General features: G+C 35.2%; 22 protein-coding genes and 1 other RNA gene. 16 read left to right on the top strand and 7 right to left on the bottom strand.

What is annotated here, in order from left to right:
• The first annotated feature begins 37 nt into the window (after positions 1-37).
• A complete protein-coding gene (locus tag BW732_RS05165) occupies positions 38-1,930 on the top strand; it encodes a coiled-coil domain-containing protein (protein WP_077275782.1) in 1,893 nt (630 codons plus the stop codon).
• 127 nt (positions 1,931-2,057) lie between these two features.
• On the opposite strand, the gene BW732_RS05160 is transcribed toward BW732_RS05165, so the two are convergent.
• Positions 2,058-3,362, bottom strand: coding sequence for an ISL3 family transposase (locus tag BW732_RS05160; protein ID WP_077274886.1), 1,305 nt, complete (start codon positions 3,360-3,362; stop codon positions 2,058-2,060).
• 258 nt (positions 3,363-3,620) lie between these two features.
• Between BW732_RS05160 and BW732_RS05155 the strand changes: the two genes are divergently transcribed.
• Positions 3,621-5,639 (top strand): heavy metal translocating P-type ATPase, encoded by a 2,019-nt coding sequence (locus BW732_RS05155; RefSeq protein ID WP_077275781.1) that lies wholly within the window; start codon positions 3,621-3,623, stop codon positions 5,637-5,639.
• Between the two features lie 130 nt (positions 5,640-5,769).
• The gene (locus BW732_RS05150; RefSeq protein WP_169834150.1) at positions 5,770-7,275 is read left to right on the top strand and encodes an IS1182 family transposase; all 1,506 of its coding nucleotides are present in this window, start codon (positions 5,770-5,772) and stop codon (positions 7,273-7,275) included.
• Positions 7,276-7,289: 14 nt separating this feature from the next.
• On the opposite strand, the gene BW732_RS05145 is transcribed toward BW732_RS05150, so the two are convergent.
• Positions 7,290-9,107: a M3 family oligoendopeptidase gene (locus BW732_RS05145; RefSeq protein WP_077275780.1), complete on the bottom strand. Its 1,818-nt coding sequence runs from the start codon at positions 9,105-9,107 to the stop codon at positions 7,290-7,292.
• A 118-nt stretch (positions 9,108-9,225) separates the two neighbouring features.
• On the opposite strand from BW732_RS05145, the gene BW732_RS05140 reads away from it, so the two are divergent.
• From BW732_RS05140 to BW732_RS05080, 13 genes are all read left to right on the top strand, one after another.
• A complete protein-coding gene (locus tag BW732_RS05140) occupies positions 9,226-9,735 on the top strand; it encodes a VanZ family protein (RefSeq protein WP_077275779.1) in 510 nt (169 codons plus the stop codon).
• A gap of 72 nt (positions 9,736-9,807) precedes the next feature.
• Positions 9,808-10,533 (top strand): YebC/PmpR family DNA-binding transcriptional regulator, encoded by a 726-nt coding sequence (locus tag BW732_RS05135; RefSeq protein ID WP_077275778.1) that lies wholly within the window; start codon positions 9,808-9,810, stop codon positions 10,531-10,533.
• A 142-nt stretch (positions 10,534-10,675) separates the two neighbouring features.
• Positions 10,676-11,635, top strand: coding sequence for a competence type IV pilus ATPase ComGA (gene comGA / locus BW732_RS05130; RefSeq protein WP_077275777.1), 960 nt, complete (start codon positions 10,676-10,678; stop codon positions 11,633-11,635).
• Positions 11,553-12,650, top strand: coding sequence for a competence type IV pilus assembly protein ComGB (gene comGB / locus BW732_RS05125; protein ID WP_077275776.1), 1,098 nt, complete (start codon positions 11,553-11,555; stop codon positions 12,648-12,650). Before comGA ends, comGB begins: the two co-directional genes overlap by 83 nt.
• Positions 12,647-12,976, top strand: coding sequence for a competence type IV pilus major pilin ComGC (gene comGC / locus BW732_RS05120; protein WP_077275775.1), 330 nt, complete (start codon positions 12,647-12,649; stop codon positions 12,974-12,976). Before comGB ends, comGC begins: the two co-directional genes overlap by 4 nt.
• Before the next feature lie 10 nt (positions 12,977-12,986).
• Positions 12,987-13,436, top strand: coding sequence for a competence type IV pilus minor pilin ComGD (gene comGD, locus BW732_RS05115; RefSeq protein ID WP_077275774.1), 450 nt, complete (start codon positions 12,987-12,989; stop codon positions 13,434-13,436).
• Positions 13,423-13,722: a hypothetical protein gene (locus BW732_RS05110; protein WP_077275773.1), complete on the top strand. Its 300-nt coding sequence runs from the start codon at positions 13,423-13,425 to the stop codon at positions 13,720-13,722. The genes comGD and BW732_RS05110 overlap by 14 nt, the downstream gene beginning before the upstream one ends.
• Positions 13,712-14,143 (top strand): prepilin-type N-terminal cleavage/methylation domain-containing protein, encoded by a 432-nt coding sequence (locus BW732_RS05105; protein WP_077275772.1) that lies wholly within the window; start codon positions 13,712-13,714, stop codon positions 14,141-14,143. The genes BW732_RS05110 and BW732_RS05105 overlap by 11 nt, the downstream gene beginning before the upstream one ends.
• Positions 14,133-14,459, top strand: coding sequence for a competence type IV pilus minor pilin ComGG (comGG, locus tag BW732_RS05100; RefSeq protein WP_077275771.1), 327 nt, complete (start codon positions 14,133-14,135; stop codon positions 14,457-14,459). The genes BW732_RS05105 and comGG overlap by 11 nt, the downstream gene beginning before the upstream one ends.
• A gap of 114 nt (positions 14,460-14,573) precedes the next feature.
• Positions 14,574-15,584 (top strand): class I SAM-dependent methyltransferase, encoded by a 1,011-nt coding sequence (locus tag BW732_RS05095; protein WP_077275770.1) that lies wholly within the window; start codon positions 14,574-14,576, stop codon positions 15,582-15,584.
• Positions 15,585-15,597: 13 nt separating this feature from the next.
• Positions 15,598-16,791, top strand: a complete 1,194-nt coding sequence (locus tag BW732_RS05090) for an acetate/propionate family kinase (RefSeq protein WP_077275769.1) — start codon at positions 15,598-15,600, stop codon at positions 16,789-16,791.
• Positions 16,792-17,044: 253 nt separating this feature from the next.
• On the top strand, positions 17,045-18,238 hold the full coding sequence (locus BW732_RS05085; protein WP_211329920.1) for a chromate transporter: 1,194 nt from the start codon (positions 17,045-17,047) through the stop codon (positions 18,236-18,238).
• A gap of 110 nt (positions 18,239-18,348) precedes the next feature.
• Positions 18,349-19,857 carry an IS1182 family transposase gene (locus BW732_RS05080; RefSeq protein WP_077275767.1) on the top strand — a complete coding sequence of 503 codons (1,509 nt, stop codon included), beginning with the start codon at positions 18,349-18,351 and terminating at the stop codon, positions 19,855-19,857.
• Here the strand turns inward: BW732_RS05080 and BW732_RS05075 are convergent.
• The 5 genes from BW732_RS05075 to BW732_RS11710 all read right to left on the bottom strand — a co-directional run bounded on the left by BW732_RS05075 (position 19,847) and on the right by BW732_RS11710 (position 22,569).
• Positions 19,847-20,329 (bottom strand): universal stress protein, encoded by a 483-nt coding sequence (locus tag BW732_RS05075; RefSeq protein ID WP_077275766.1) that lies wholly within the window; start codon positions 20,327-20,329, stop codon positions 19,847-19,849. The genes BW732_RS05080 and BW732_RS05075 overlap by 11 nt on opposite strands.
• A gap of 24 nt (positions 20,330-20,353) precedes the next feature.
• A complete protein-coding gene (locus BW732_RS05070) occupies positions 20,354-20,626 on the bottom strand; it encodes a hypothetical protein (RefSeq protein ID WP_126844491.1) in 273 nt (90 codons plus the stop codon).
• 86 nt (positions 20,627-20,712) lie between these two features.
• Positions 20,713-20,902: non-coding RNA, 6S RNA (gene ssrS, locus BW732_RS05065), on the bottom strand.
• A gap of 64 nt (positions 20,903-20,966) precedes the next feature.
• Positions 20,967-22,241 carry a replication-associated recombination protein A gene (locus tag BW732_RS05060; RefSeq protein ID WP_077275764.1) on the bottom strand — a complete coding sequence of 425 codons (1,275 nt, stop codon included), beginning with the start codon at positions 22,239-22,241 and terminating at the stop codon, positions 20,967-20,969.
• Between the two features lie 196 nt (positions 22,242-22,437).
• Positions 22,438-22,569 (bottom strand): hypothetical protein, encoded by a 132-nt coding sequence (locus tag BW732_RS11710; RefSeq protein WP_257787335.1) that lies wholly within the window; start codon positions 22,567-22,569, stop codon positions 22,438-22,440.
• Positions 22,570-22,582: the final 13 nt, after the last annotated feature.

Below are 22,582 nucleotides of genomic sequence, written 5' to 3'. Positions count from 1 at the left end.
AGCAAAATGAATGGTGAAGTAAAGGAGTTTGGAGGATATGGAATCAACCTGGCAAGAACGACTTAATCAGCTACAATTAGAAAATAGTGATTTGTACTTTAAACTACAGCAAAGTAAGGCAGATGAATTAACTTACCAACGTGAATTGAATCAATTGCGTTCTCAAGTGACTCAACAACAAGACCGTTTAGATGCAACAACAAATGCTACTCCAAGTTTTGGTAATCGAGATGATAGTATGAAAGTACTACAAGATAAAATTAATCAATTATCTTTTTCTTTACAAACAAAAGAGCAAGAGTTGCTAACAAAGCAAAATGAAATTCAACAGTTAGAAGTTAAAGTATCCAATCATGATCGCTATGTCCAAGATTTAAAAACTGATTTTGAGCGGACAAGTAGTAACAACCAAGATCAAATTAAGCAACTTATTCAAGAAAATGATGCACTAAAAAACGATTTAGTCAGTTATCAGGCAACGGAATTACGTACAAGCCAAGAAAAACAGTCGCTACAAGCGGAAGTATTATCTTTAAAAAATCAAATCCAACAATTAAGCTTAGATAAAGAGTCTATAGTTAAAGAATGGGAAGTTAAATACCATACTGTTATTCAAGAAAAAGAACAATTACGTGCTGAAATTGAAAGAAATTATCAAGTAAATCAAGACCGTCAAAATGAATTAATTCAATTACGTAATCAAATTCTATCGCTTGAAAATGATTTACGAGAATCAAATTTAGAAAAAGAAGCATTGAATAAAACGTGGGAAGAACGCGTTGATTTATTAGAAACTGAACGTCAGCGGTTACGTTCAGATGTTGATAATAAGAAACGCTTATATAGTCAAGAGAAAGAAACTGAAATCAATCAATTAAACGAGCGTTTAAGTATGCAACAAGGCTTGGTTGATCGTATGATGTCTACCCAACAAGAAACGCAAGAAAGTTGGCGTGCACATTATCAACAATTAGAAGAGAGCTATCGTCAAGTTCGGTCGCAAACAACAGATTACGAGAACGAACTAGCTCGCTTACGTCAAGAAAATCAAACACTAGTATCTCAACTATCTAGTTCAAATTCATCGATACCACTGACGGGTATGGATTATCCAGCTTATCAATCAAGTAGTTTGACTAGTATGCCTAATTTTGAGACAAGTCCAGTCATGCCTACACCGTCTTATTCAAATGATGAAACCAGTCATACTGTTAAGCTTGAAGAAGAGGTAACAGAATCACAAGCTTTGGCTCGCCAATACGAAGAAGAACTCACTAACTTGCGTCAGATGAATGACGAGTTGATGATGAAACTAAACGAAGCGGAAGAAGCCAGTGCGAATGCTGCAATTTCTGAAAATCAAGGAACAGCAACTATTCCAGTTATGGCACCAATCCCTGAGATGGCTCAAGGAACTGTCACGCCAGAAACGGTACCATCAGCTGAAGACCATGATTATGGTGATGATTATTATGAAGAGGACTATAGTTATGATGATGATTATTATTACGATGATAGTTATGATGATAGTTATTACTCTTACGATGAAGATGAAGATGAAGATGATGACTTGATTGACTACGATCCAGAAACAGCTCAAGAGGATATTGATGACTACTTTGATGATACCTATAGTAGCAAGAAAATTAAAATTCCTCGTGCTGAGTATGAAGCATGTGAAGACCAGTTAGAAGCCCTATCGAAACGTTGGAAGCAGGCGAAATGGACAACATCAGATCAATTAGCCTTTAAAAAGTGGGCTGAGCCGAAAATGAAACGCTTTGGTCGTTTTTATCGTGATTTAGATAGTTCTGTTAAACCTCCACGTTTCTTATCAAGGAAGTATAAAATGGATGAAGATGTTTATAATCGCGTGAAAGCTTATGCGTTATTAAGTCGTCATCTTGAAGAACTAAGTGCACACCAATAAAAAAATCAAATCGACACATCTTATGACTTTGAGTTAGAAATTCAGGCTCTTTGTCAAATCGGACTGATGAGTCGGATATATGAGATGATAAATTTGAGATTATTCTCAGATTTATCATCTTTTTTAGTTATTTAATTTTAATAAGGCCGTTTATCAAGAAAATTCTTATGCGCATATTCGTAAAGGAGTTGAACCCGTAGGAAACTCTTTTAAGAGTTTTTATATGAGTGTTCTTAGCTTCGATTTTTCCATTGGAAAAATTATATTTTAGGGCATTTCGAATACCTTCCTCGTAGGAAATCAGATTGTCTATTTTATTTCTAAATTGTCTATCCAAGCTATCGGGTAAATCTTTCAATAGTTCGAAAAATGACTGGTCATCTTTGTTTCTAAAGTGATACATTAGTAAATGAAAGATATCATAAGCTTCTTTTAGATTAGAAGAGAATGAAAGTAGTCGATCAATCATCATAGATTCCGTTAAAAGAGGATGCTTTGGAGAAGGAAAGCTTCTCCAGGTTTTGAATTCTGAAATGGAAATAGTTGTTTGATTTTTCAGAAGACATTTCCAGTTTGATTTTAATTTATTGGCTTCTGAATTTTTCTTGTTGGCAACTAATGTCTTCATTTCTCGTACTCTCAAATCATTAAAAGCAGTGTTCAAATGCTTTACAATATGAAATCGATCAATGACTAGCTTAGCAGTAGGAAAGACTGTTTTAGTCAATTGAAAGTAAGCTGCATTCATATCTGTTACTAAAAATTTAACTTTTCTCCGTTCCTCCAATGAAGAGCGATTAAAGTAAGGAATGATTTTCTCTAATTTCCTACTAGGTAAAACGTCCACTAATTCACCTGTTTTCCCATCAGCACATATGAAGTTCATTTTATCTTCATAACTAGCGTGAGATCTAAACTCATCTACCATTAAAACTTCTGGAAAAGATCGAGGTTTAAGTTGTTGTGGGAGCTGTGATTCAACGGACTTAAGAACTCTTAAAACTGTAGTTAAAGAAACTTGGCATTGTTTAGATATAACTGTCATAGAGATTTTCTCAGTTAATAATTCTAAAATCTTCAAAGTAATAAATTTACTGATATGACAATTTTTTTCAACAATAGAACACTGTGCGGTCCAATTGTGAGAACAGTTTTTACAATGGAATCGTTGTTTCTTTAGTTTTAAAACAGTAGGCATATTTTGATAAGAATCTAATCGAATAGTTACTTCTTTTTTTCCATTCCTAACAACCACACTTTTTCCTTCATTATCAACAACAGTTGACCCACAGGATTTACAAGCCGAAGGCATGGGAGAATAGATGCCAAAGATAATTAAAGAGTTCTTTCCTTTAACTTTAGCTTCCTCCGTATTTGTTAAATATAAATGTTCATCTGTAATTCGTAGCATTTTTTTGATATGATTATTCACGACATGTCGTCCTTTCTATCTTAGATTTTTGGTGGTACTTAAATTTTACTAGATAGACGACATGTTTTATATTTAAATAAACTAAAAAAGGACTGATGAATCAAATTTTGATTCATCAGTCCTTTAAATTATAGAGCCGAAATTCATAAGGTGTGTTTTTTGTTATTTAAAATACTAATAGCGTTTAAATCGTGCATTAAATCGTTGTTTGTGATATGTTGTAATTGTAGAAGTCAAAAAAATAAAGGGGAATGTAGTATGGACGAACATAACATGGAGCACATGACACATCATGACCATAATCAGTCACATCAACATTCTGGGCACATGATGAATTTTAAAAAACGTTTTTGGTGGTCGGTAATTTTTTCCATTCCGATTATTGCTTTATCACCAATGATGGGAATGGCCTTACCTTTTCAAGTAAATTTTCCTGGATCTAACTGGATAGTCTTAATTTTTGCAACAATTATTTATTTTTATGGTGGTAAGCCTTTTTTGATGGGTGCTAAAAGTGAACTAAAACAAAAAAATCCAGCAATGATGACTCTGATTTCTTTGGGGATTTCAGTTGCTTATTTTTATAGTTTGTATGCTTTTGTTTTAAATTTAATCAACCCATCAAATCAAGCGATGGATTTCTTTTGGGAATTAGATACGTTAATTTTAATTATGTTGCTAGGTCATTGGATTGAAATGAGCGCTGTCAGTAATGCTGGTAATGCGATGCAAAAAATGGCAGAGTTATTACCTAATCAGGCAACTGTTGTGATGGATAATGGTCAAACAATGACCATGTCACTCCAAGAAGTTCGCGAAGGACAAAAAGTATTGGTTAAATCAGGTGAAAATATCCCAACAGATGGTGTGATTATAAAAGGTCAAACATCAGTTAATGAGTCGATGGTAACTGGTGAAGCTCAAGCTGTCCAAAAAAAAGTTGGTGATTCGGTTATCGGGGGCTCATCAAATGGTGATGGGACAATTACGATAAAAGTCACCGGGACAGGTGAGTCAGGTTATCTGTCACAAGTCATGAATTTAGTGAGTCAAGCTCAACAAGAAAAATCACGTGTTGAGAGTTTATCCGATAAAGTTGCTAAATGGTTATTCTATGTAGCTGTTAGCGTGGGTGTAATTGCTTTTATTGTTTGGATTCTCATCACAAAATCATTTGGAACTGCTTTAGAACGAATGGTAACGGTCTTAATTATTGCGTGTCCACATGCTTTAGGGTTAGCTATTCCTTTAGTTACAGCACGTTCAACGTCTTTAGGCGCTCAAAACGGTTTACTCGTTAAAAATCGCCAAGCCTTAGAAACTGCTCAACACATTGATTGTGTCATGATGGATAAGACTGGGACTTTGACAGAAGGTCACTTTAAAGTGAATCATTACCAATCACTGACACAAGATTACACGGATCAAGAGATACTTGGATACTTTGCATCAATTGAAACACATTCCAATCATCCATTAGCTGCTAGTGTTGTGGCTTATGCTAAGGAGCAAAATATTCAGTTACAATCAATCGATGATGTTACGACTGTTTCAGGGGTTGGTCCACAAGGCACTATTCAACAAAAAACAGTTCAAATCGTCAACCCGCGTTATTTAAAGGAACATCAGATTGATTATGATACGAAGCAATTTGACGATTTATCGTCTCAAGGAAATACTGTAAGTTATCTATTAGTGAACCAAAAAAATGTTGGATTGATTGCACAAGGCGATCAAATTAAGCCAGAGTCTAAGCAATTAGTTCAGCAGCTAAAAGAGTTGGGGATTGAACCGATTATGTTAACGGGAGATAATCAACAAACTGCTCAAGCTGTTGCTAAAGAATTAGGTATTACAACGTTCCATGCGGAATTGTTACCCCAAGATAAAGAATCCATGATTCGAGATTACCGCGATAAAGGTCAGCAAGTAATGATGGTTGGAGATGGTATTAATGATGCACCAGCTTTAGCACGTGCTAATGTGGGAATGGCTATCGGTGCTGGAACTGACGTGGCGATTGATTCAGCGGATGTCATCTTGGTTAAAAGTAATCCGTTAGATATTGTTAAATTCTTTACACTTGCTAAGCGGACATCACGAAAAATGAAACAAAATCTTTGGTGGGGAGCCGGTTATAATATTATTGCTATTCCACTTGCTGCCGGAATTCTCGCACCAGTCGGAATTATCTTAAGCCCGGCAGTCGGAGCGGTATTCATGTCACTTAGTACAGTCATTGTAGCTATAAATGCCTTGCTACTTAAAATTGATTAAATAAAATAAACTAAAAAGGACTGATGAATCAAATTTTGATTCATCAGTCCTTTCAGACTGTAGACAAAGTATCAAAAATTTGATACTTTGTCTTTTTTTCTTGGTAAAATAGAGAAAAGGAGTTGCTTCCATGCTAAAAAAACAAGATATGAGCAAACGTAATCAAATTGGTTTTTATTCTCTAGAAGATTTAGTTCCCAAGGAACATCTATTAAGAGATATTGATAAATATGTAGATTTTAATTTTATTTATAAGTTAGTTGAAGATAAATACGATGAATCAAATGGCCGCCCTAGTATAGATCCGGTTCTATTAATTAAACTTCCGTTGATTCAGTATCTTTATGGTATAAAAAGTATGAGACAAACTATTAAAGATGTTGAGGTTAACATGGCTTATCGCTGGTTTTTAGGTTTGGATATCGAAGATGCTGTTCCTCACTTCTCAACCTTTGGCAAAAATTATTCTAGAAGATTTCGTGGTACAGATATCTTTGAACAAATATTTTACGGCATATTAGAACAGTGTATTGAAGCTGAATTAGTGGATACTTCTGAAGTATTTATTGATGGTACTCATATAAAAGCACATGCAAATAATAAAAAATATGAAAGTAACGAAGTTACTGAAGAAACTCTTTTTTATGTGGAATCACTACAAAAAGAAGTTGAAATAGATAGAGAAAAAAGATTAAAAAAGCCCTTAAAAAGAAGAGAGGAAAGTGAAAATCAGGTAAAACATAAAAAAATTAGTAAAACAGATGATGAGAGTGGTTGGTTCCATAAAGGAGAGCATAAACAGGTTTTTGCTTATGCTGCACAAGTAGCATGTGACAAGAATGGTTGGGTTTTAGGATATACAACTCATCCTGGTAATCAACATGATAGTCGGACATTCATCGATATCTATAATAAATTACAAAGTCACTTTACCTTAGATAAATTAGTAATGGACGCTGGATACAAAACACCTGGTATAGCCCATTTATTATTTCAAAATAATTTAACACCTATTTTTCCATATAAAAGACCTATGACCAAAAAAGGATTTTATAAAAAACATGATTATGTTTACGATGAATACTACGATCAATATATCTGCCCTAATGTGAAAATTTTAAGCTATACAACAACTAACAGAGACGGATATCGTGAATACAAAAGTAATACGTCTGATTGTAGTCAATGCCCTTTGATTGCCTATTGTACTGAGTCAAAAGAAAAGAGGAAATTAATTCAACGACATTTATGGGAAAATGATATGGAACGTTGTGAAGACATACGTCATTCCCTTGGAATGAAAGCTATATATAATAATCGAAAACAAACAATTGAGCGATTATTTGGAACGGCAAAAGAATTTCATGGCTTACGTTACACTAATTTAATTGGGAAAGAAAAAATGCACATGAAAATTGGGCTCACTTTCGCATGCCTTAACATTAAAAAATTAGCAAAAATGCTTAAATTAAGAGACCTGAAGGGCTCTATTTTTTTATCTATTTTGGGAATTTTATCAAAAATAATGATAAGATACAAAAAAACAAACCAATTACCCTTTATGAGCAACTGGTTTGTCTTCAATCTGAAAGGACTGATGAATCAAATTTTGATTCATCAGTCCTTTAAATTATAGAGCCAAAAACTTTTTTATTTAACGTGTGAGTCAGTTAAAGCAATAAATTCTTCAACATCCTGCTTAATCATATCGATACCTGCTTGCCAGAAGTCAGCTTGTGTTAAGTCAACACCTAAATGTTTTTTCGCTAATTCTTCTGTTGGCATAGATGCTGTGTCACGTAATAAGGCAATATAATCATCCTCAAAGTTAGTGCCTTGTTTTTTCGCAAAGGCATAGATACCTAAACTGAATAGGTAACCAAATGTGTATGGGAAGTTGTAGAAAGGCACAGAATCAATGTAGAAGTGTAATTTGCTAGCCCAGAAATGAGGGTGGTAAGTGGCTAGTGAATCACAGTAAGATTCTTTTTGTGCAGCAATCATTAATTCCGATATTTCTTCATCTGTTAATAAATGATCTTTGCGCTTATTGTGGAAGTTATTTTCAAAAATAAAACGGGCATGAATATTCATAAACATTGCAATTGCGTTTTGAATTTTGATATCAAGTAAGTTAACTTTTTCTTCCGTTGACGTTGCTTGTTGAAGAGTTGCATCTGCAACGATTAATTCAGCAAATGTACTAGCTGTTTCGGCAACATTCATTGCGTAATCTTGGCTAATTGCTGGTAAGTCCCACATCACATGCGAGTGGAAAGCATGGCCTAGTTCATGCGCTAATGTTGCCACTTCATTGATTGATTCACCATAAGTCATGAAAATACGTGATTCTTCACTTTCAGGTAAACCAGTACAGTAGCCACCTGGACGTTTTCCTGGTCGGTCTTCTGCCTCAATCCAAGATTTTTCAAATGCCGCTTTAGCGAAATCGGCCATTTTCGGACTAAAATCGGCAAAGTTAGTAATAATAAAGTCGGCTGCTTGATCAAATGTATACCGTCTTTCTTCAAAATCACCAATTAAGACTGGTGCATCTTGGTCTTGCCATTCCATTTTTTCTTTCCCAAATAAGTTGGCTTTACGCGTTAAGAAATCAACAAATGGTTGCTTGTTTTTAGCAATTGTTCCCCACATAGCATCGAGTGTTTCTTGTGACATCCGATTATACTCTAAAGGAATCTCTAAATGATTCGTAATGCCATGGATTTTGTTGGCTGTTAAACGGAAGCCATCTAAGTGGTTTAAAGTATCCGCGAAAATTGGCGCTTGTTTTGCCCAAGCGGCTTCCCATTTTTCGAATAATTCTTTACGAACAGTAGGATTAGCATCACCCATCATGCGGTTAAAAGCTTGGCCTGCTGATAATTCAAATTCTGTGCCATCTTCTTCAGTAAAAGGAATCGTCAATTGGGCAACAATAGTATCGTAGTGTGTACTCCACCCAGTTAAACCATCATTGGCTAATTGATTGATGATTGCTTCTTCGGCCTCACTTAATAAGCGTTTTCCTTGTGTGCGGATTTCTTCTAAATTAAAGGCAACTCCTTGTTCTTGTAACAATGGAGTGGCTAGGAGTGCGTCCCAAGTTACTTCAGGCATAGCTGTTAATTTTTTTGTTAGAATGACTCCAATATTATTGTAGTCAGTTAATTTATTGTAGACACTTGCTAATAACGTGCCGGCTTTTTTATTCGTTACATCGGCTGATTGAATGGCATTTACAAAGCTAATGATTTGTGAAAAGCCATTTTGAGCTTGCTCTTTGACAGTCATTAAATTTGTAAAGTGAACAAAGTCAGGTGCATCAGCTTCTGGTTGCCATGTAGACACTAATCGTGAAAAATCAGCGACTTGTGTGTCTAATAAAGTTAAACGCTCAGCTAAAGCAGGAGAATCGACACCACCATCAAATAATGAGTCTAAATCCCAAGTAATTGAATATGTCATGAATATATAACCCCTTTCTAATATAGTTATCATTATACATGATTTTTTTTAATCTGTGCGCATTATTGAAATAATTGCATTGAAAAGGTAAGATTAGACTATTATAAGGAGTGACTCGATGAAAAATATTCCAAAAGAAAAATTATTTTTACTAGTAGCTATTGGTGTAATGCTGATTTTATTCTTTAGTTCGGCTCAAACATATGAACAGCAATCCCAAGTGTCATTGTTAGAACGTTTATTAAAAAATGAACCATTTAAAGAGTCTCTATCTAAAATTGTCTTTACTTACGGTGGATCACCAGTCAGTATCGAGGCAGATGGCTATTTTAAATTTATTGAATTTTTTATTCGTAAAGCGGCACATTTTTTTACGTTTTTTGTTTTAGGTGGAGCTTTCTATTTTGTGCTTTACTATCAAACAAAGCGTCTATTTTTAGCTGGACTATTTGGTTGGTTAAGTGCGACTGGCTATGCTGCGCTCGATGAGTTCCATCAAATGTTGACAGGTGGTCGGACGCCATTATTTCAAGATGTTGCTCTTGATAGTATTGGTGCTTTGACAGCGTGTGTGCTTATTGTGTTAATCACATGGTTAAAATCGGGAAAAAAAGGACAGCGTCGGTAGTTGGAGTTACTTTATTTGTTAATCTATGCTAGAATTTAAGAGAGATAGATTAGAAGAAAGAAGGGATTTAGAATGGCGGGACATTCAAAATGGAACAACATTAAAGGGCGCAAAGGCGCACAAGATGCAAAACGTGGCAAGGTATTTCAAAAGTTATCACGTGAAATTTATATGGCAGCAAAAAGTGGTGGTCCTGATCCGTCAACTAACCCTGCCTTACGTTTAGTCTTAGATAAAGCAAAATCAGCTAATATGCCGAATGATAATGTTCAACGAGCAATTAAAAAAGCGACATCATCAAATGAAGGCGAAAACTATGATGAAGTCGTTTATGAAGGGTATGGACCAGCTGGTGTGGCAATTTTAGTTCATACATTAACAGATAATCGTAATCGTACGTCAACCAATGTTCGCGTAGCATTTAGAAAAAATGGAGGAACAATGGGCGAGTCTGGTTCAGTGGCTTATCTGTTTGATCGTAAAGGTTACATTGCTATTGAACGTGAAGGTTTAGATATGGATGAAGACACAATGTTGATGACAGTCTTAGACGCTGGTGGTGAAGATTTGGAAATATCGGACGAAGTGTTTGAAGTTTATACTGAACCACATGAGTTTACTGATGTCCGTGATGCGTTAGAAGAAGCGGGACTAACTTTGGCTCAAGCTGAATTAACGATGGTACCCCAAACATTAATTGACGTGGCAGATGATGAACAAACGCAACTTGAAGCGATTATTGATGCATTAGAAGAAGATGATGATGTATCTGAAGTATTCACTTCAGCGAACATGTAAATATAGCTAATTTTCTAAAAGAGTATCCTTATTTAAAAGGATGCTCTTTTTTATTTTTTAAGGTAAATCTTGAAAAAAGGAAGGACTTAAAAATATTAGATCATTTTTTCGAATCTTGGAGTTAGAAAGAGGTGAATTTGAGGTGTCGATTAAACAACTAGCTCGTGAGTTATTACGAAATGGAATGGCTCAGCATGTCAGTGATGTCTATATATTGCCATTTGGTACGACATATTATCAATTATCTTTTCGTCGTCATGACCAGATTACAGATCAAAGACGACTAACATTTGAGGAGGGCGAACGCTTAATTTTGTATTTTAAATATCTAGGTGGCATGGATGTATCAGAAAAAAGAAAAGTCCAAGTTGGGAGTGGCGTGATTCGCCTATCACAACGTAAAGTCTGTCGGATCCGGTTATCTACGGTGGCTAATTTTATGAATTTAGAAACCTTAGTTATCCGTTTACTTTATGATGCTAGTGAAACAGACAATATTAGTCATGTATTACCAGAGCAGTGGGAGACCTTGAAATCGATGACTAGAGAAACTGGTCTATATCTATTTTCAGGGCCAACAGGTGCTGGAAAATCAACAACCATGTATTTATTAGCTAAATATCTACAACAAACACATGGTAAGCAAGTCATTACAATTGAAGATCCAGTGGAAATTACTGACACGAGTTTTTTACAGTGTCAAATTAATGAAGCAATCCAATTAACGTACGATGAATTAATAAAAGTGTGTTTGAGACATCGGCCTGATTTGTTGATAGTTGGTGAGATTCGTGATCAACTGACAGCCACAATGGCGATTCGAGCCGCTTTGACAGGGCATCTAGTGTTTTCAAGTATTCATGCCCGAAGTAAACAAAGTGTTCGTCAACGATTATTAGATTTGGGAGTGGCAGAACCGGAGTTGAATGAATGCCTTGAGGGAGTTATTTATCAACGTTTGCTACCGTGTGTCTCTGGTCATTACGGTGTGTTATATGATATGACGTTAAGTGGAAAGGATGTCAGTACGTGGGAAAAAAGTTTACAAAAAAGTTGGCAAAACGGGACGATTACCGAAAAAATTAAAAGTCGGTATTTGTAAGCGACACAGACAGTTTACAACTAAAGAAAAGTTAACGTTTATTCGCTTATTGAGTGATGCACTTGAAGCAGGCTTTACGTTACAACATAGTTTGACTTTTTTAAGTCAAATGCACCCTGAATGGACTGGGAAGCTCAAGCAAATTGATACTGGTCTTATTCATGGGCGTCCATTGAGTTTATGTTTAAAAGACCTAGGTTTTCAGGCTCGTGAGGTAGCACAGTTACAATTTGCTGAAATTCATGGTGATTTTGATACCACACTGAAGAGAATGGCACATCACTTAGAGGATCGTAGGAAACAACGTGACAAGCTAAAAAAAACGTTGGCCTATCCGCTACTCTTATTACTTTTTTTATTAGGTATGTTGTTTGGGATGCGCTGGTTCGTTTTGCCACAATTAGCTGATTTATACACTAATCAGCAACCGGCTAATTTTAGCTTACGCTTTATCCAAAATTTTCCCTATTTAATATTAGGTCTTTTAGTTTTTGGTAGTCTCAGTTATCTATTGGGACGCTACTATTTAAGTAAATCACCACCTATTCGTTGCGCGAATCAATTATGTCGGATTCCAGTAGTTAAAGGGTTTTTGAGAGATTATTACACATCCCTTTTTGCTACAGAATGGGGACAATTGCTCCTAATGGGAATGGAATTTCGTGACATTATTTTAATTATGACGGACACCGGATATACCCCGCTCATGCAAGCGATGGCGAGTCAAATCCAAGTCAGATTGGAGCAAGGGTATTCGTTGAAAAAGCCATTAGTAACATGGCAATTTTTAGCTCCTGAACTAGCAGTGATTATTCAACATGGCGAAATGAAAGGCGAATTAGGGGCAGAGCTCGTCATCTATGGACAAACAGAGTGGCAACGCTATTTGGAACGTATTGACAAGGGCGTTGTCTACTTACAACCATTGGCATTTTTATTGATTGCGCTTTTAATTGTATCTATCTATGCAGGTTTATTGTTGCCAATTTATCAAGGAATGGAGGAATTTATATGATTGAAACATCAAAAAAAATGATAATTAAGCAAAAGAATCAAGGGTTTACTTTATTAGAAATGCTAGTGGTGCTACTAATTGTTACAGTCTTGATTATTTTATTTATTCCGAATGTTACCAAGCAACGTAGTATGATTAGTGAAAAAGAAAAAGCCGGTTTAACGAAAGTGATTGAAACGCAGGTTGAAATGTATTATTTAGAAAATGGAAGTTATCCCTCTGATATTGCGACTTTAAGCTCACATGGTTATCTTTCAGAAGAACAAGTCAAAAAAGCGGAAAAGTATAAAATTATGGAACTAAAAATCCCTCAAATAGATAAGTAGTGGTGAGTGTATGAGAAATCACCAAGGTTTTACTTTAATTGAAATGTTGTTGGTACTTATGGTGTTGTCCTTTTTTACGATTTGTCCAGTTGTCATTCTTTCAAAGTGGCAAAAAGGGACTCAAGTGACTCATTGTTTGAATCAATTTGAACGTTACTATCACCGGACACAGCAAAGCGCCGTTTTAACTAAGCGTCAAACGAAAATTGAATTTAGTGATTTAAAACAAGAAATTATTTTTACTTATTATCAAAATCAGCAAACACACACGAAGAAATTAACATTACCAGCCGATTTACGATTGTTAAATAATCAGATGGTCATGTTTTTAGAAAGTGGTAGTCTAACAAAAATTTGTCAATTAAACTTTCAAGATCGCACACAAACCCCAGTCCGTTTAATCACATATCAAGTCCAGATTGGGAGTGGAAAGTTGGTACGAGTCGATGGAAAATCATGATGGATATATATTACTGGAAAGTCTTGTGACATTTGGTGTATTAATGACTTGTTTAGCGTTATTAAGTTTGACTGTTTTACAGCAAGTTAAGCAGGAGGATCGAGTTAAGCATTTAGCTGAATTAACTAATTTTGGTTATGACTGGCAAAGGATGAATCAGTCTTCTAAGTATAATAATTGGTTAAAGGAAGAGCAAAAAAGATACCAGGTTATTTATTTAAAGAGTGAAACCAGTTATTTAGAAGTAAAAAATATGTATGGCGAGTTGTTAATTTATGAAGAATAATCAAGGGTTTACGTTAATTGAGTGTTTAATAGCCTTACTAGTTTTAATAAGCTTGTTACTATTTATATCGCCATTAATTAAACAATTACCGAAATTAAATAATCGTGTAAATGCTCAAGCTAATATTGATTATCGTTTAGGTAAGGTTCAGTTACAGCGTTTGATTCAATCAATGCCACTCATTGACGTTGATCAGAAATACTTAAAATTTAGAAAAGCTAAACAGGGAGCAGATTTTTATGAAGAGGTAACGATTAGTTTGTATCCTAAAAGTCATTCTTTACGCCGAACACCAGGGCATCATGTCATCATGACAAATGTTAAAACAATCACTTTTAGTGAAGAAGACCAAATTGTTCGGGTTGAACTAGAAACGTGTGAAAATCAAAAGGAGGTCTTTTTTTTATATTGTGAAAAATAATCAAGGTGGGATTTTTTTAAGCCTATTGGTACTGTTAACAATGATTAGTACCATGTATTTATTCGTGATTGAAGATAGCCAAGCACGACAATCTTTTTATCTTGAAGAAAAAAATTATTACACAGCATTAATTATTGAAAATATGGCAATTACTAAGATCAACGAGATGACAGTAGTACAGAATACTGAACTTGTTTACAATGTCGGTAAAGTCCATATAAAAGCAAGGAATAAGGATAAAAAGGTTCAGATAACAACTGTTTTAAACAATGATTTTAAACTTACCAGAGAAATTAAAATTAATTCACAAGAATAAGAAAAATTTTTCTTATTCTTTTTCTGTGCCTTTAACCTTGAATTATTCGTTTTCATTCGCTAAAATGAAACAGTAAAGGACTTTTGTTACAATGTGATGGAAGAGGTGAGGTGTATGTCTCAGACAGAGATTGAAAAAGGTTTTCAATTAATCAATGAGTCTGTAGGTATATTGCAACAAACATTAGATGCCTCTTTTTTTGATGCGTATATCGAAAATCAAGAAAATTTTCTTGATGGTCGACAAGCTAGAGTCATCGACAACGTACCAACAAAAGAAGAAGTAGCTAAGCTAGAAGCGAACTATCAACAGTTGAGTGACTTATCACTAACAGCTGAAGAAAAGCGTAAAATCACCCAATTGGTTTTGCTCCAAGGGTTAATGAAGGATAACGTCCAAGCAAATCATCAATTAACACCAGATGGATTAGGCTTTTTATTTGTGTATATGTTTGAGCAATTGACGACAGGTAAAAAGAATGTATCCGTTTTAGATCCTGTTGTTGGGACAGGGAACTTGCTTTATACAATTATGGCTAATTTGAATTTAGCAGGGTATCAAACAACTGGTTTTGGTGTTGATGTCGATGATACGCTTTTAAGTATTAGTTCTGTCAATCGTGATTGGTTGGGGTTAGATGTTGAATTAACACACCAAGACAGCCTGCATCCTTTATTAATTGATCCGGTTGATTTTGCGGTCGCCGATTTACCGATTGGCTTCTATCCTGATGATGATCGTGCCAAAGAATTTCAAACGTCACATAAAGATGGGCATAGCTATGCACATCATTTATTGATGGAGAAAGCCATGACACACGTTAAACCAAATGGGTTCGGTTTGTTTCTATTGCCAACAAACTTTTTAGAATCTGAGCAAGCAGCAGAGCTAAAAACATGGTTGTTAAAAGAAGTTTATTTGCAAGCAGTACTACAATTACCAAACTCATTGTTCAAACATAAAAGCATGAGTAAATCAATTATTGTGGTTCAAAACCCTGGTGAATCAGCACAACAAGCTAAAGAAGTTTTGTTAGCAGAATTACCATCGTTGAAAGATAGTCAGGCAGTGGTTGCGTTTGTAAAACAATTCCGCTCGTGGCGAGAAAAAAACATTATACTTTAAGGGAGAATGAAAAATGTCAAAAACAATTGCAATTAACGCGGGAAGCTCAAGTCTAAAATGGCAACTTTATACTATGCCAGAAGAAGTTGTAGTCGCAAAAGGAATCGTGGAAAGAATCGGTTTAAACGATTCAATCTTTACAATTAAATATGGTGAAGGTGATAAATACGAAGTTGTTAAAGACATCGTTGACCACGAAACAGCGATTCACATGTTGTTAGACCAATTAACAGAATTAAATATTATTGAATCTTTAGAAGAAATTACTGGAGCGGGTCACCGTATTGTTGCAGGTGGAGAACATTTTAAAGAATCAGCAATTATTGATGATGCTGCATTAAAATTAGTTGACGAATTAGCTGAATTTGCGCCATTACATAATCCAGCGGAAGCAAAAGTTATTCGTGTTTTCCAAAAATTATTACCAAACACATTAAACGTTGGTGTATTTGATACATCATTCCATACTACAATGCCAGATGTGAACTACCTATACAGTATCCCAATGGAATATTATGATGAGTTTGGCGCACGTAAATATGGTGCTCACGGAACAAGTCATCGTTATGTGTCAGAACGTGCGGCTGAAATGTTGGGCAAACCACTAGAAGAAACAAAAATCATTACATGTCACTTAGGTAACGGTGCATCAATTACTGCAGTTGATGGCGGTAAATCAATCGATACATCAATGGGCTTCACACCATTAGCTGGTTTAACAATGGGTACTCGTTCAGGTGACATTGATGCGTCATTATTACCTTACTTAATGGATAAATTAAATATCACTGACATTAAAGAAATGGTTGATATCTTAAATAAAAAATCTGGTTTATTAGGTTTATCTGGCGTTTCAAGTGATATGCGTGACTTATTAGAAGCACAAGAGACAGACTCACGTGCAAAAGTTGCAATTGAAATTTTTGAAGACCGTGTACGTAAATACATTGGTAGCTATGTTGCAACAATGAATGGTGTGGATGCTATTGTCTTTACAGCTGGTATTGGTGAAAACGATGTTGAAATGCGTCGTAATGTTATCAATGGTTTAACATGGTTTGGTTGTGAATTAGACGAAGAGAAAAATAATGTTCGTGGTGATGAGCGCTTTATCTCTACAGATGATTCTAAAGTAAAAGTTTTATTAATTCCAACTGATGAAGAGTTAATGATTGCTCGCGATGTGGAAACATTAAAAAATAACTAGTCATAAATATAATAACTAGCTATTAAATAAAAAAGATAGTATCTCTTGTCGGAGATGCTATTTTTTTTGCTTATTTAAGAAGAAAAGTGTGCTTAAAATATCATGGTATGTAAAGGTTAAGTAAAATCAGACAGGAAAGTGGCAACTTGGACTAAGAATTATTACACTAAAGTTATTGATTAGTTAAGTAAAAAAGGATGACAAAAAATGCTTGATGATATAATGAATAAAGTAATGGAAAATGGTGAGACCAATGTTTAAAAGTAATTTGCGACAGTTAGTCGAGATTTTTTTAGTATCGACCAAATTAGGCTTAACATCATTTGGGGGACCAGTTGCACACCTTGGTTATTTTCACCATGAGTATGTGCAAAAACGGAAATGGCTAGATGAAGAAAGTTATGCTGATTTAGTTGCTTTGTGCCAATTTTTACCAGGACCAGCTAGCAGTCAAGTAGGTATTGGTATTGGTTCCATGCGTGCTGGAGTCTTGGGTGGTCTGGTTGCTTTTATGGGTTTCACACTGCCATCAGTTTTAGTGCTTATGGTATTTGCTTTATTTTTTGAAGGGACCGCCATCGGGAAAACCGGGTGGATTCACGGATTAAAAATTGTAGCAGTGGCAATTGTAGCACAAGCAATTGTTGAAATGGCAAAAAAATTAGTACCGGATTTAAAAAGAAAAATGATAGCCTTGTTAGCATTAAGTATCACATTACTATGGGAAACAACACTTAGTCAATTAAGCGTCATTTTCATGTCAGGACTTTTAGGTTTATTGTTTTATCAAAGTTTACCCATCCAATTGACGGAAAATAACTCATCAGTGACATCAAAAGTTATCTCCCGACGATTTGGAATTAGTTGCTTAATATTATTTGTGGTGCTACTGATTGGTTTACCACTTTTTCAGGAAATGACTAATTCAAAGATGGTGGCGATATTTGATAGTTTTTATCGTTCGGGTGCGCTTGTCTTTGGCGGTGGACATGTTGTACTACCACTTTTTGAACGAGAATTTGTGACAACTGGACTTATCCATCCAGAAACATTTTTAGCTGGCTATGGTGTAACCCAAGCTGTACCAGGACCATTATTCACATTTGCGACATATTTAGGTACAATTTTAGCCAGTTGGCAAGGTGGATTATTAGCAACGTTAGCGATTTTTTTACCGGGCGGTTTATTAATTTTAGGTGTGCTCCCTTTTTGGGAATTGGTTCGTCAACTTCCGAAAATAAAAGGTGCATTGATGGGAGTTAATGCCGCAGTTGTGGGTTTATTAATTGCCGCTTTTTATCAACCAATTTGGCAAAGCACCATTATTCAGTCACGTGACTTTGTATTTGCCGCCTGCCTGTTTAGTTTATTAACATATTTGAAAATTCCTTCGTGGCTAGTTGTTATTTTAGGAGCCATAGGTGGCGCCATAATGGCCTTATTTTAATAAAAAAACCAGACGTTTTAAGAAACGTCTGGTCAGACTGTAGACAAAGTATCAAAAATTTGATACTTTGTCTTTTTTTCTTGGTAAAATAGAGAAAAGGAGTTGCTTCCATGCTAAAAAAACAAGATATGAGCAAACGTAATCAAATTGGTTTTTATTCTCTAGAAGATTTAGTTCCCAAGGAACATCTATTAAGAGATATTGATAAATATGTAGATTTTAATTTTATTTATAAGTTAGTTGAAGATAAATACGATGAATCAAATGGCCGCCCTAGTATAGATCCGGTTCTATTAATTAAACTTCCGTTGATTCAGTATCTTTATGGTATAAAAAGTATGAGACAAACTATTAAAGATGTTGAGGTTAACATGGCTTATCGCTGGTTTTTAGGTTTGGATATCGAAGATGCTGTTCCTCACTTCTCAACCTTTGGCAAAAATTATTCTAGAAGATTTCGTGGTACAGATATCTTTGAACAAATATTTTACGGCATATTAGAACAGTGTATTGAAGCTGAATTAGTGGATACTTCTGAAGTATTTATTGATGGTACTCATATAAAAGCACATGCAAATAATAAAAAATATGAAAGTAACGAAGTTACTGAAGAAACTCTTTTTTATGTGGAATCACTACAAAAAGAAGTTGAAATAGATAGAGAAAAAAGATTAAAAAAGCCCTTAAAAAGAAGAGAGGAAAGTGAAAATCAGGTAAAACATAAAAAAATTAGTAAAACAGATGATGAGAGTGGTTGGTTCCATAAAGGAGAGCATAAACAGGTTTTTGCTTATGCTGCACAAGTAGCATGTGACAAGAATGGTTGGGTTTTAGGATATACAACTCATCCTGGTAATCAACATGATAGTCGGACATTCATCGATATCTATAATAAATTACAAAGTCACTTTACCTTAGATAAATTAGTAATGGACGCTGGATACAAAACACCTGGTATAGCCCATTTATTATTTCAAAATAATTTAACACCTATTTTTCCATATAAAAGACCTATGACCAAAAAAGGATTTTATAAAAAACATGATTATGTTTACGATGAATACTACGATCAATATATCTGCCCTAATGTGAAAATTTTAAGCTATACAACAACTAACAGAGACGGATATCGTGAATACAAAAGTAATACGTCTGATTGTAGTCAATGCCCTTTGATTGCCTATTGTACTGAGTCAAAAGAAAAGAGGAAATTAATTCAACGACATTTATGGGAAAATGATATGGAACGTTGTGAAGACATACGTCATTCCCTTGGAATGAAAGCTATATATAATAATCGAAAACAAACAATTGAGCGATTATTTGGAACGGCAAAAGAATTTCATGGCTTACGTTACACTAATTTAATTGGGAAAGAAAAAATGCACATGAAAATTGGGCTCACTTTCGCATGCCTTAACATTAAAAAATTAGCAAAAATGCTTAAATTAAGAGACCTGAAGGGCTCTATTTTTTTATCTATTTTGGGAATTTTATCAAAAATAATGATAAGATACAAAAAAACAAACCAATTACCCTTTATGAGCAACTGGTTTGTCTTCAATCTGACCAGACGTTTTAAGAAACGTCTGGTTTTTTTCTGTCCAATTATTTTTTAGCTTTTTTCATTTTTGGTATTGGGCGATTATCTAAATCTGTCCGCACAATCAAAACATCGCAGTGTGCATTACGGGCAACGTAACTTGAAACAGACCCAATAAAAATACGTTCCATTGTATTTAGTCCGGTTGCTCCAAGTAAGATAAGGTCAATATCATGTTCGTGTTGAAGATTTTTTGCCAATAAAACTTTTGGCGAACCATACTCAATGACATACTCTGCATGTTGAATACCTTGTTCTTTGGCATATGTAATATAGGCGTCTAAAGTTTCACGCGCAATATTTGCAGCTTCTTCAGCTAAAGATTCATCAAAAGATGAAACCGACTCAAAGGCGCGAATATCAATAATATGAGCAATAACTAAAACAGCATTATTTCGGCGTGCTACTTGCGTCGCTTTTTTAAACGCTAACTCAGATTCATGAGACCCATCAACAGCAACAAGTATTTTTTTGTACTCTTTCAACATATGAAACACCCTTTCTTAAATCCGTTATGACCAGTTTTTAGCTAAGCGATAGCCAACACTAGCAGATATAACTAATATAATAATAACATAAGTTAGAGCGATTATGCGTGATGGAAAGAAAAATCCTAGTGGTAATCCAATAAGACCTAAAATAAAAAAAGATTGATACACTGACTTTAAAGTTTTTTGATTATTTTGTGTGAAGAGTGTTAATAAAGTCGTTTGATGTTTACTAATGTACCAACCGATAAGTAATAATATAAGTGCAGGAATAAAAATTAATAATTGATACAACATATGGCCACCTCTGTGAAATGAATTTAGCGTCAATAAAAAAAAGGCACCGAAGCCCCTAGTTATGAACACTATGATTGTATAAAAAAAGAATATCCGTCGATGCCGTTAATGAGTGTGGTGAGGTTGAACCCGCTGTATATGCAGGTGGGAACTCTAGTTACTACCTCAAACTACCAAGAGAAAAGGCCTGTTTTCCTTAGTAACGTTTGAGTTCCCAAGGTAAGACGATTTGTTCGGTCAACACTATTTAACACTCGGCGAACATCACAGATATCCTATATATTAATAGTAACACAAGAAAATTTATTCGGCAATTATAACTGGTTAACTCACTAGAATCTTAATTTTTTTTAGCTTGTTCAATTTTAGCTAATTGTTCAGCTAAGGCGGTTTCATATTTACCAGAATTTTTGGGTTGGTAGTAATGTTTATTGCTTAATTTATCTGGCAAGTATTGTTGCTTTACCCAACCGTTAGGATAATCATGCGGATAGAGATAGCCAACACCACGTCCAAGTTCGTTAGCACCTTGATAATGTCCGTCTTTCAAGTGATTAGGTACATCACCAATCATCCCTTGATGGATATCAGCTAAGGCTCGGTCGATGGCTTCAACGCTTGAATTTGATTTAGGGGATAAGCATAAATCAATGATGGCTTCGGCTAAAGGGATTCGCGCTTCAGGTAAGCCCAGTTTTTCTGCAGCTTGTACAGCTGAGACCGTTCGACTGCAAGCTCCCGGATTAGCTAGTCCGACATCTTCATAAGCGATAACTAATAGACGTCGGCAAATAGTTACCAATTCGCCTGCTTCAACTAATCGTGCAAGGTAGTGCATTGCAGCATGTACGTCACTACCGCGAATTGATTTTTGAAAGGCAGAGATAACATCATAATGAGCATCGCCATCTTTATCATGATAGAGTGCTTTTTTTTGAACGCATTCCTCTAAAATCGAGAGTGTTAGTTGAATGATACCATTGTTATTTGGCGGGGTCGACATGGCAGCCAACTCTAAGCCATTTAAAGCACTACGTAAGTCACCATTCGTCGCTCGTGTTAAATGAAGCCGTGCTTCTGGTGTGAGATTAATCGCTAAATTTCCTAGACCATTTGTTTGATCTATTAGTGCACGGTCTAAAGCTTGTTCGATATCTTGCTCAGAGAGTGCTTTGACTTCAAAAATTTGTGTCCGACTACGGATTGCCGGATTAATCGTAATATAAGGATTTTCAGTTGTTGCACCAATCAATACGACACGTCCATTTTCAAGATGAGGCAATAGAAAATCTTGCTTTGGTTTATCTAAACGGTGAATCTCATCTAAAAGTAAGATGACAGTCCCACTCATTTTGGCTTCTTCGACAACAACTTGTAAGTCTTTTTTGCTATCAGTCGCAGCATTTAAAGTCCGAAAGGCAAATTTAGTTGAGCCAGCAATGGCACTTGCGATACTCGTTTTTCCGGTACCAGGTGGTCCGTATAAAATCATTGAGGATAGGCGATTCGCGTCTACCATTCGGCGAATTATTTTACCGTCACCTACTAAATGCTGTTGTCCGACAACTTCATCAATTGTCGTTGGACGCATTCTAAATGCTAATGGTTTTTGCATGAAAAAGTCCTCCTCTTGTTTTCTTAAGTATAGCATTAATTGAATTTAGCGTCAGTCAGAAGTAGCTAGGTTTGATAATAATCTGACACATCATGTAAAGTGTGTATTAAAAAGTGGTGGCGGTAGATATATGAAAGAAATTTTTGGAAACTAATACGTTGAAAGTTAGCCTAGTAGTATTTATCGGGATTGCTGGTTACACTTTATCTAAGTAAGGTGACAATAAACACTTGTTACCGATTACTTTAATTAATGCGGTCATTGGTATTCGGCCTAAAACAGCTGATGCATGGGTATTTTTTAGATACCGTTTATCTGGAACAATCATCGGTTGCTTGCTA

This window comes from Vagococcus penaei, assembly GCF_001998885.1.
GTDB lineage: Bacteria > Bacillota > Bacilli > Lactobacillales > Vagococcaceae > Vagococcus > Vagococcus penaei.
This window is presented reverse-complemented; position numbering and strand designations above follow the sequence as displayed.

What these genes read in the sequence shown, in the direction of transcription:
- BW732_RS05070 (WP_126844491.1), bottom strand. Translation starts at nt 20,626, where the DNA reads ATGTTGTATCAATTATTAATTTTTATTCCTGCACTTATATTATTACTT.
- BW732_RS05080 (WP_077275767.1), top strand. Translation starts at nt 18,349, where the DNA reads ATGCTAAAAAAACAAGATATGAGCAAACGTAATCAAATTGGTTTTTAT.
- comGB (WP_077275776.1), top strand. Translation starts at nt 11,553, where the DNA reads ATGTCAGTACGTGGGAAAAAAGTTTACAAAAAAGTTGGCAAAACGGGA.
- BW732_RS05085 (WP_211329920.1), top strand. Translation starts at nt 17,045, where the DNA reads ATGTTTAAAAGTAATTTGCGACAGTTAGTCGAGATTTTTTTAGTATCG.
- BW732_RS05060 (WP_077275764.1), bottom strand. Translation starts at nt 22,241, where the DNA reads ATGCAAAAACCATTAGCATTTAGAATGCGTCCAACGACAATTGATGAA.
- BW732_RS11710 (WP_257787335.1), bottom strand. Translation starts at nt 22,569, where the DNA reads ATGATTGTTCCAGATAAACGGTATCTAAAAAATACCCATGCATCAGCT.
- BW732_RS05090 (WP_077275769.1), top strand. Translation starts at nt 15,598, where the DNA reads ATGTCAAAAACAATTGCAATTAACGCGGGAAGCTCAAGTCTAAAATGG.
- BW732_RS05145 (WP_077275780.1), bottom strand. Translation starts at nt 9,107, where the DNA reads ATGACATATTCAATTACTTGGGATTTAGACTCATTATTTGATGGTGGT.
- BW732_RS05110 (WP_077275773.1), top strand. Translation starts at nt 13,423, where the DNA reads ATGGAAAATCATGATGGATATATATTACTGGAAAGTCTTGTGACATTT.
- BW732_RS05155 (WP_077275781.1), top strand. Translation starts at nt 3,621, where the DNA reads ATGGACGAACATAACATGGAGCACATGACACATCATGACCATAATCAG.
- BW732_RS05165 (WP_077275782.1), top strand. Translation starts at nt 38, where the DNA reads ATGGAATCAACCTGGCAAGAACGACTTAATCAGCTACAATTAGAAAAT.
- BW732_RS05140 (WP_077275779.1), top strand. Translation starts at nt 9,226, where the DNA reads ATGAAAAATATTCCAAAAGAAAAATTATTTTTACTAGTAGCTATTGGT.
- BW732_RS05135 (WP_077275778.1), top strand. Translation starts at nt 9,808, where the DNA reads ATGGCGGGACATTCAAAATGGAACAACATTAAAGGGCGCAAAGGCGCA.
- comGC (WP_077275775.1), top strand. Translation starts at nt 12,647, where the DNA reads ATGATTGAAACATCAAAAAAAATGATAATTAAGCAAAAGAATCAAGGG.
- comGD (WP_077275774.1), top strand. Translation starts at nt 12,987, where the DNA reads ATGAGAAATCACCAAGGTTTTACTTTAATTGAAATGTTGTTGGTACTT.
- BW732_RS05075 (WP_077275766.1), bottom strand. Translation starts at nt 20,329, where the DNA reads ATGTTGAAAGAGTACAAAAAAATACTTGTTGCTGTTGATGGGTCTCAT.
- BW732_RS05105 (WP_077275772.1), top strand. Translation starts at nt 13,712, where the DNA reads ATGAAGAATAATCAAGGGTTTACGTTAATTGAGTGTTTAATAGCCTTA.
- BW732_RS05150 (WP_169834150.1), top strand. Translation starts at nt 5,770, where the DNA reads ATGCTAAAAAAACAAGATATGAGCAAACGTAATCAAATTGGTTTTTAT.
- BW732_RS05095 (WP_077275770.1), top strand. Translation starts at nt 14,574, where the DNA reads ATGTCTCAGACAGAGATTGAAAAAGGTTTTCAATTAATCAATGAGTCT.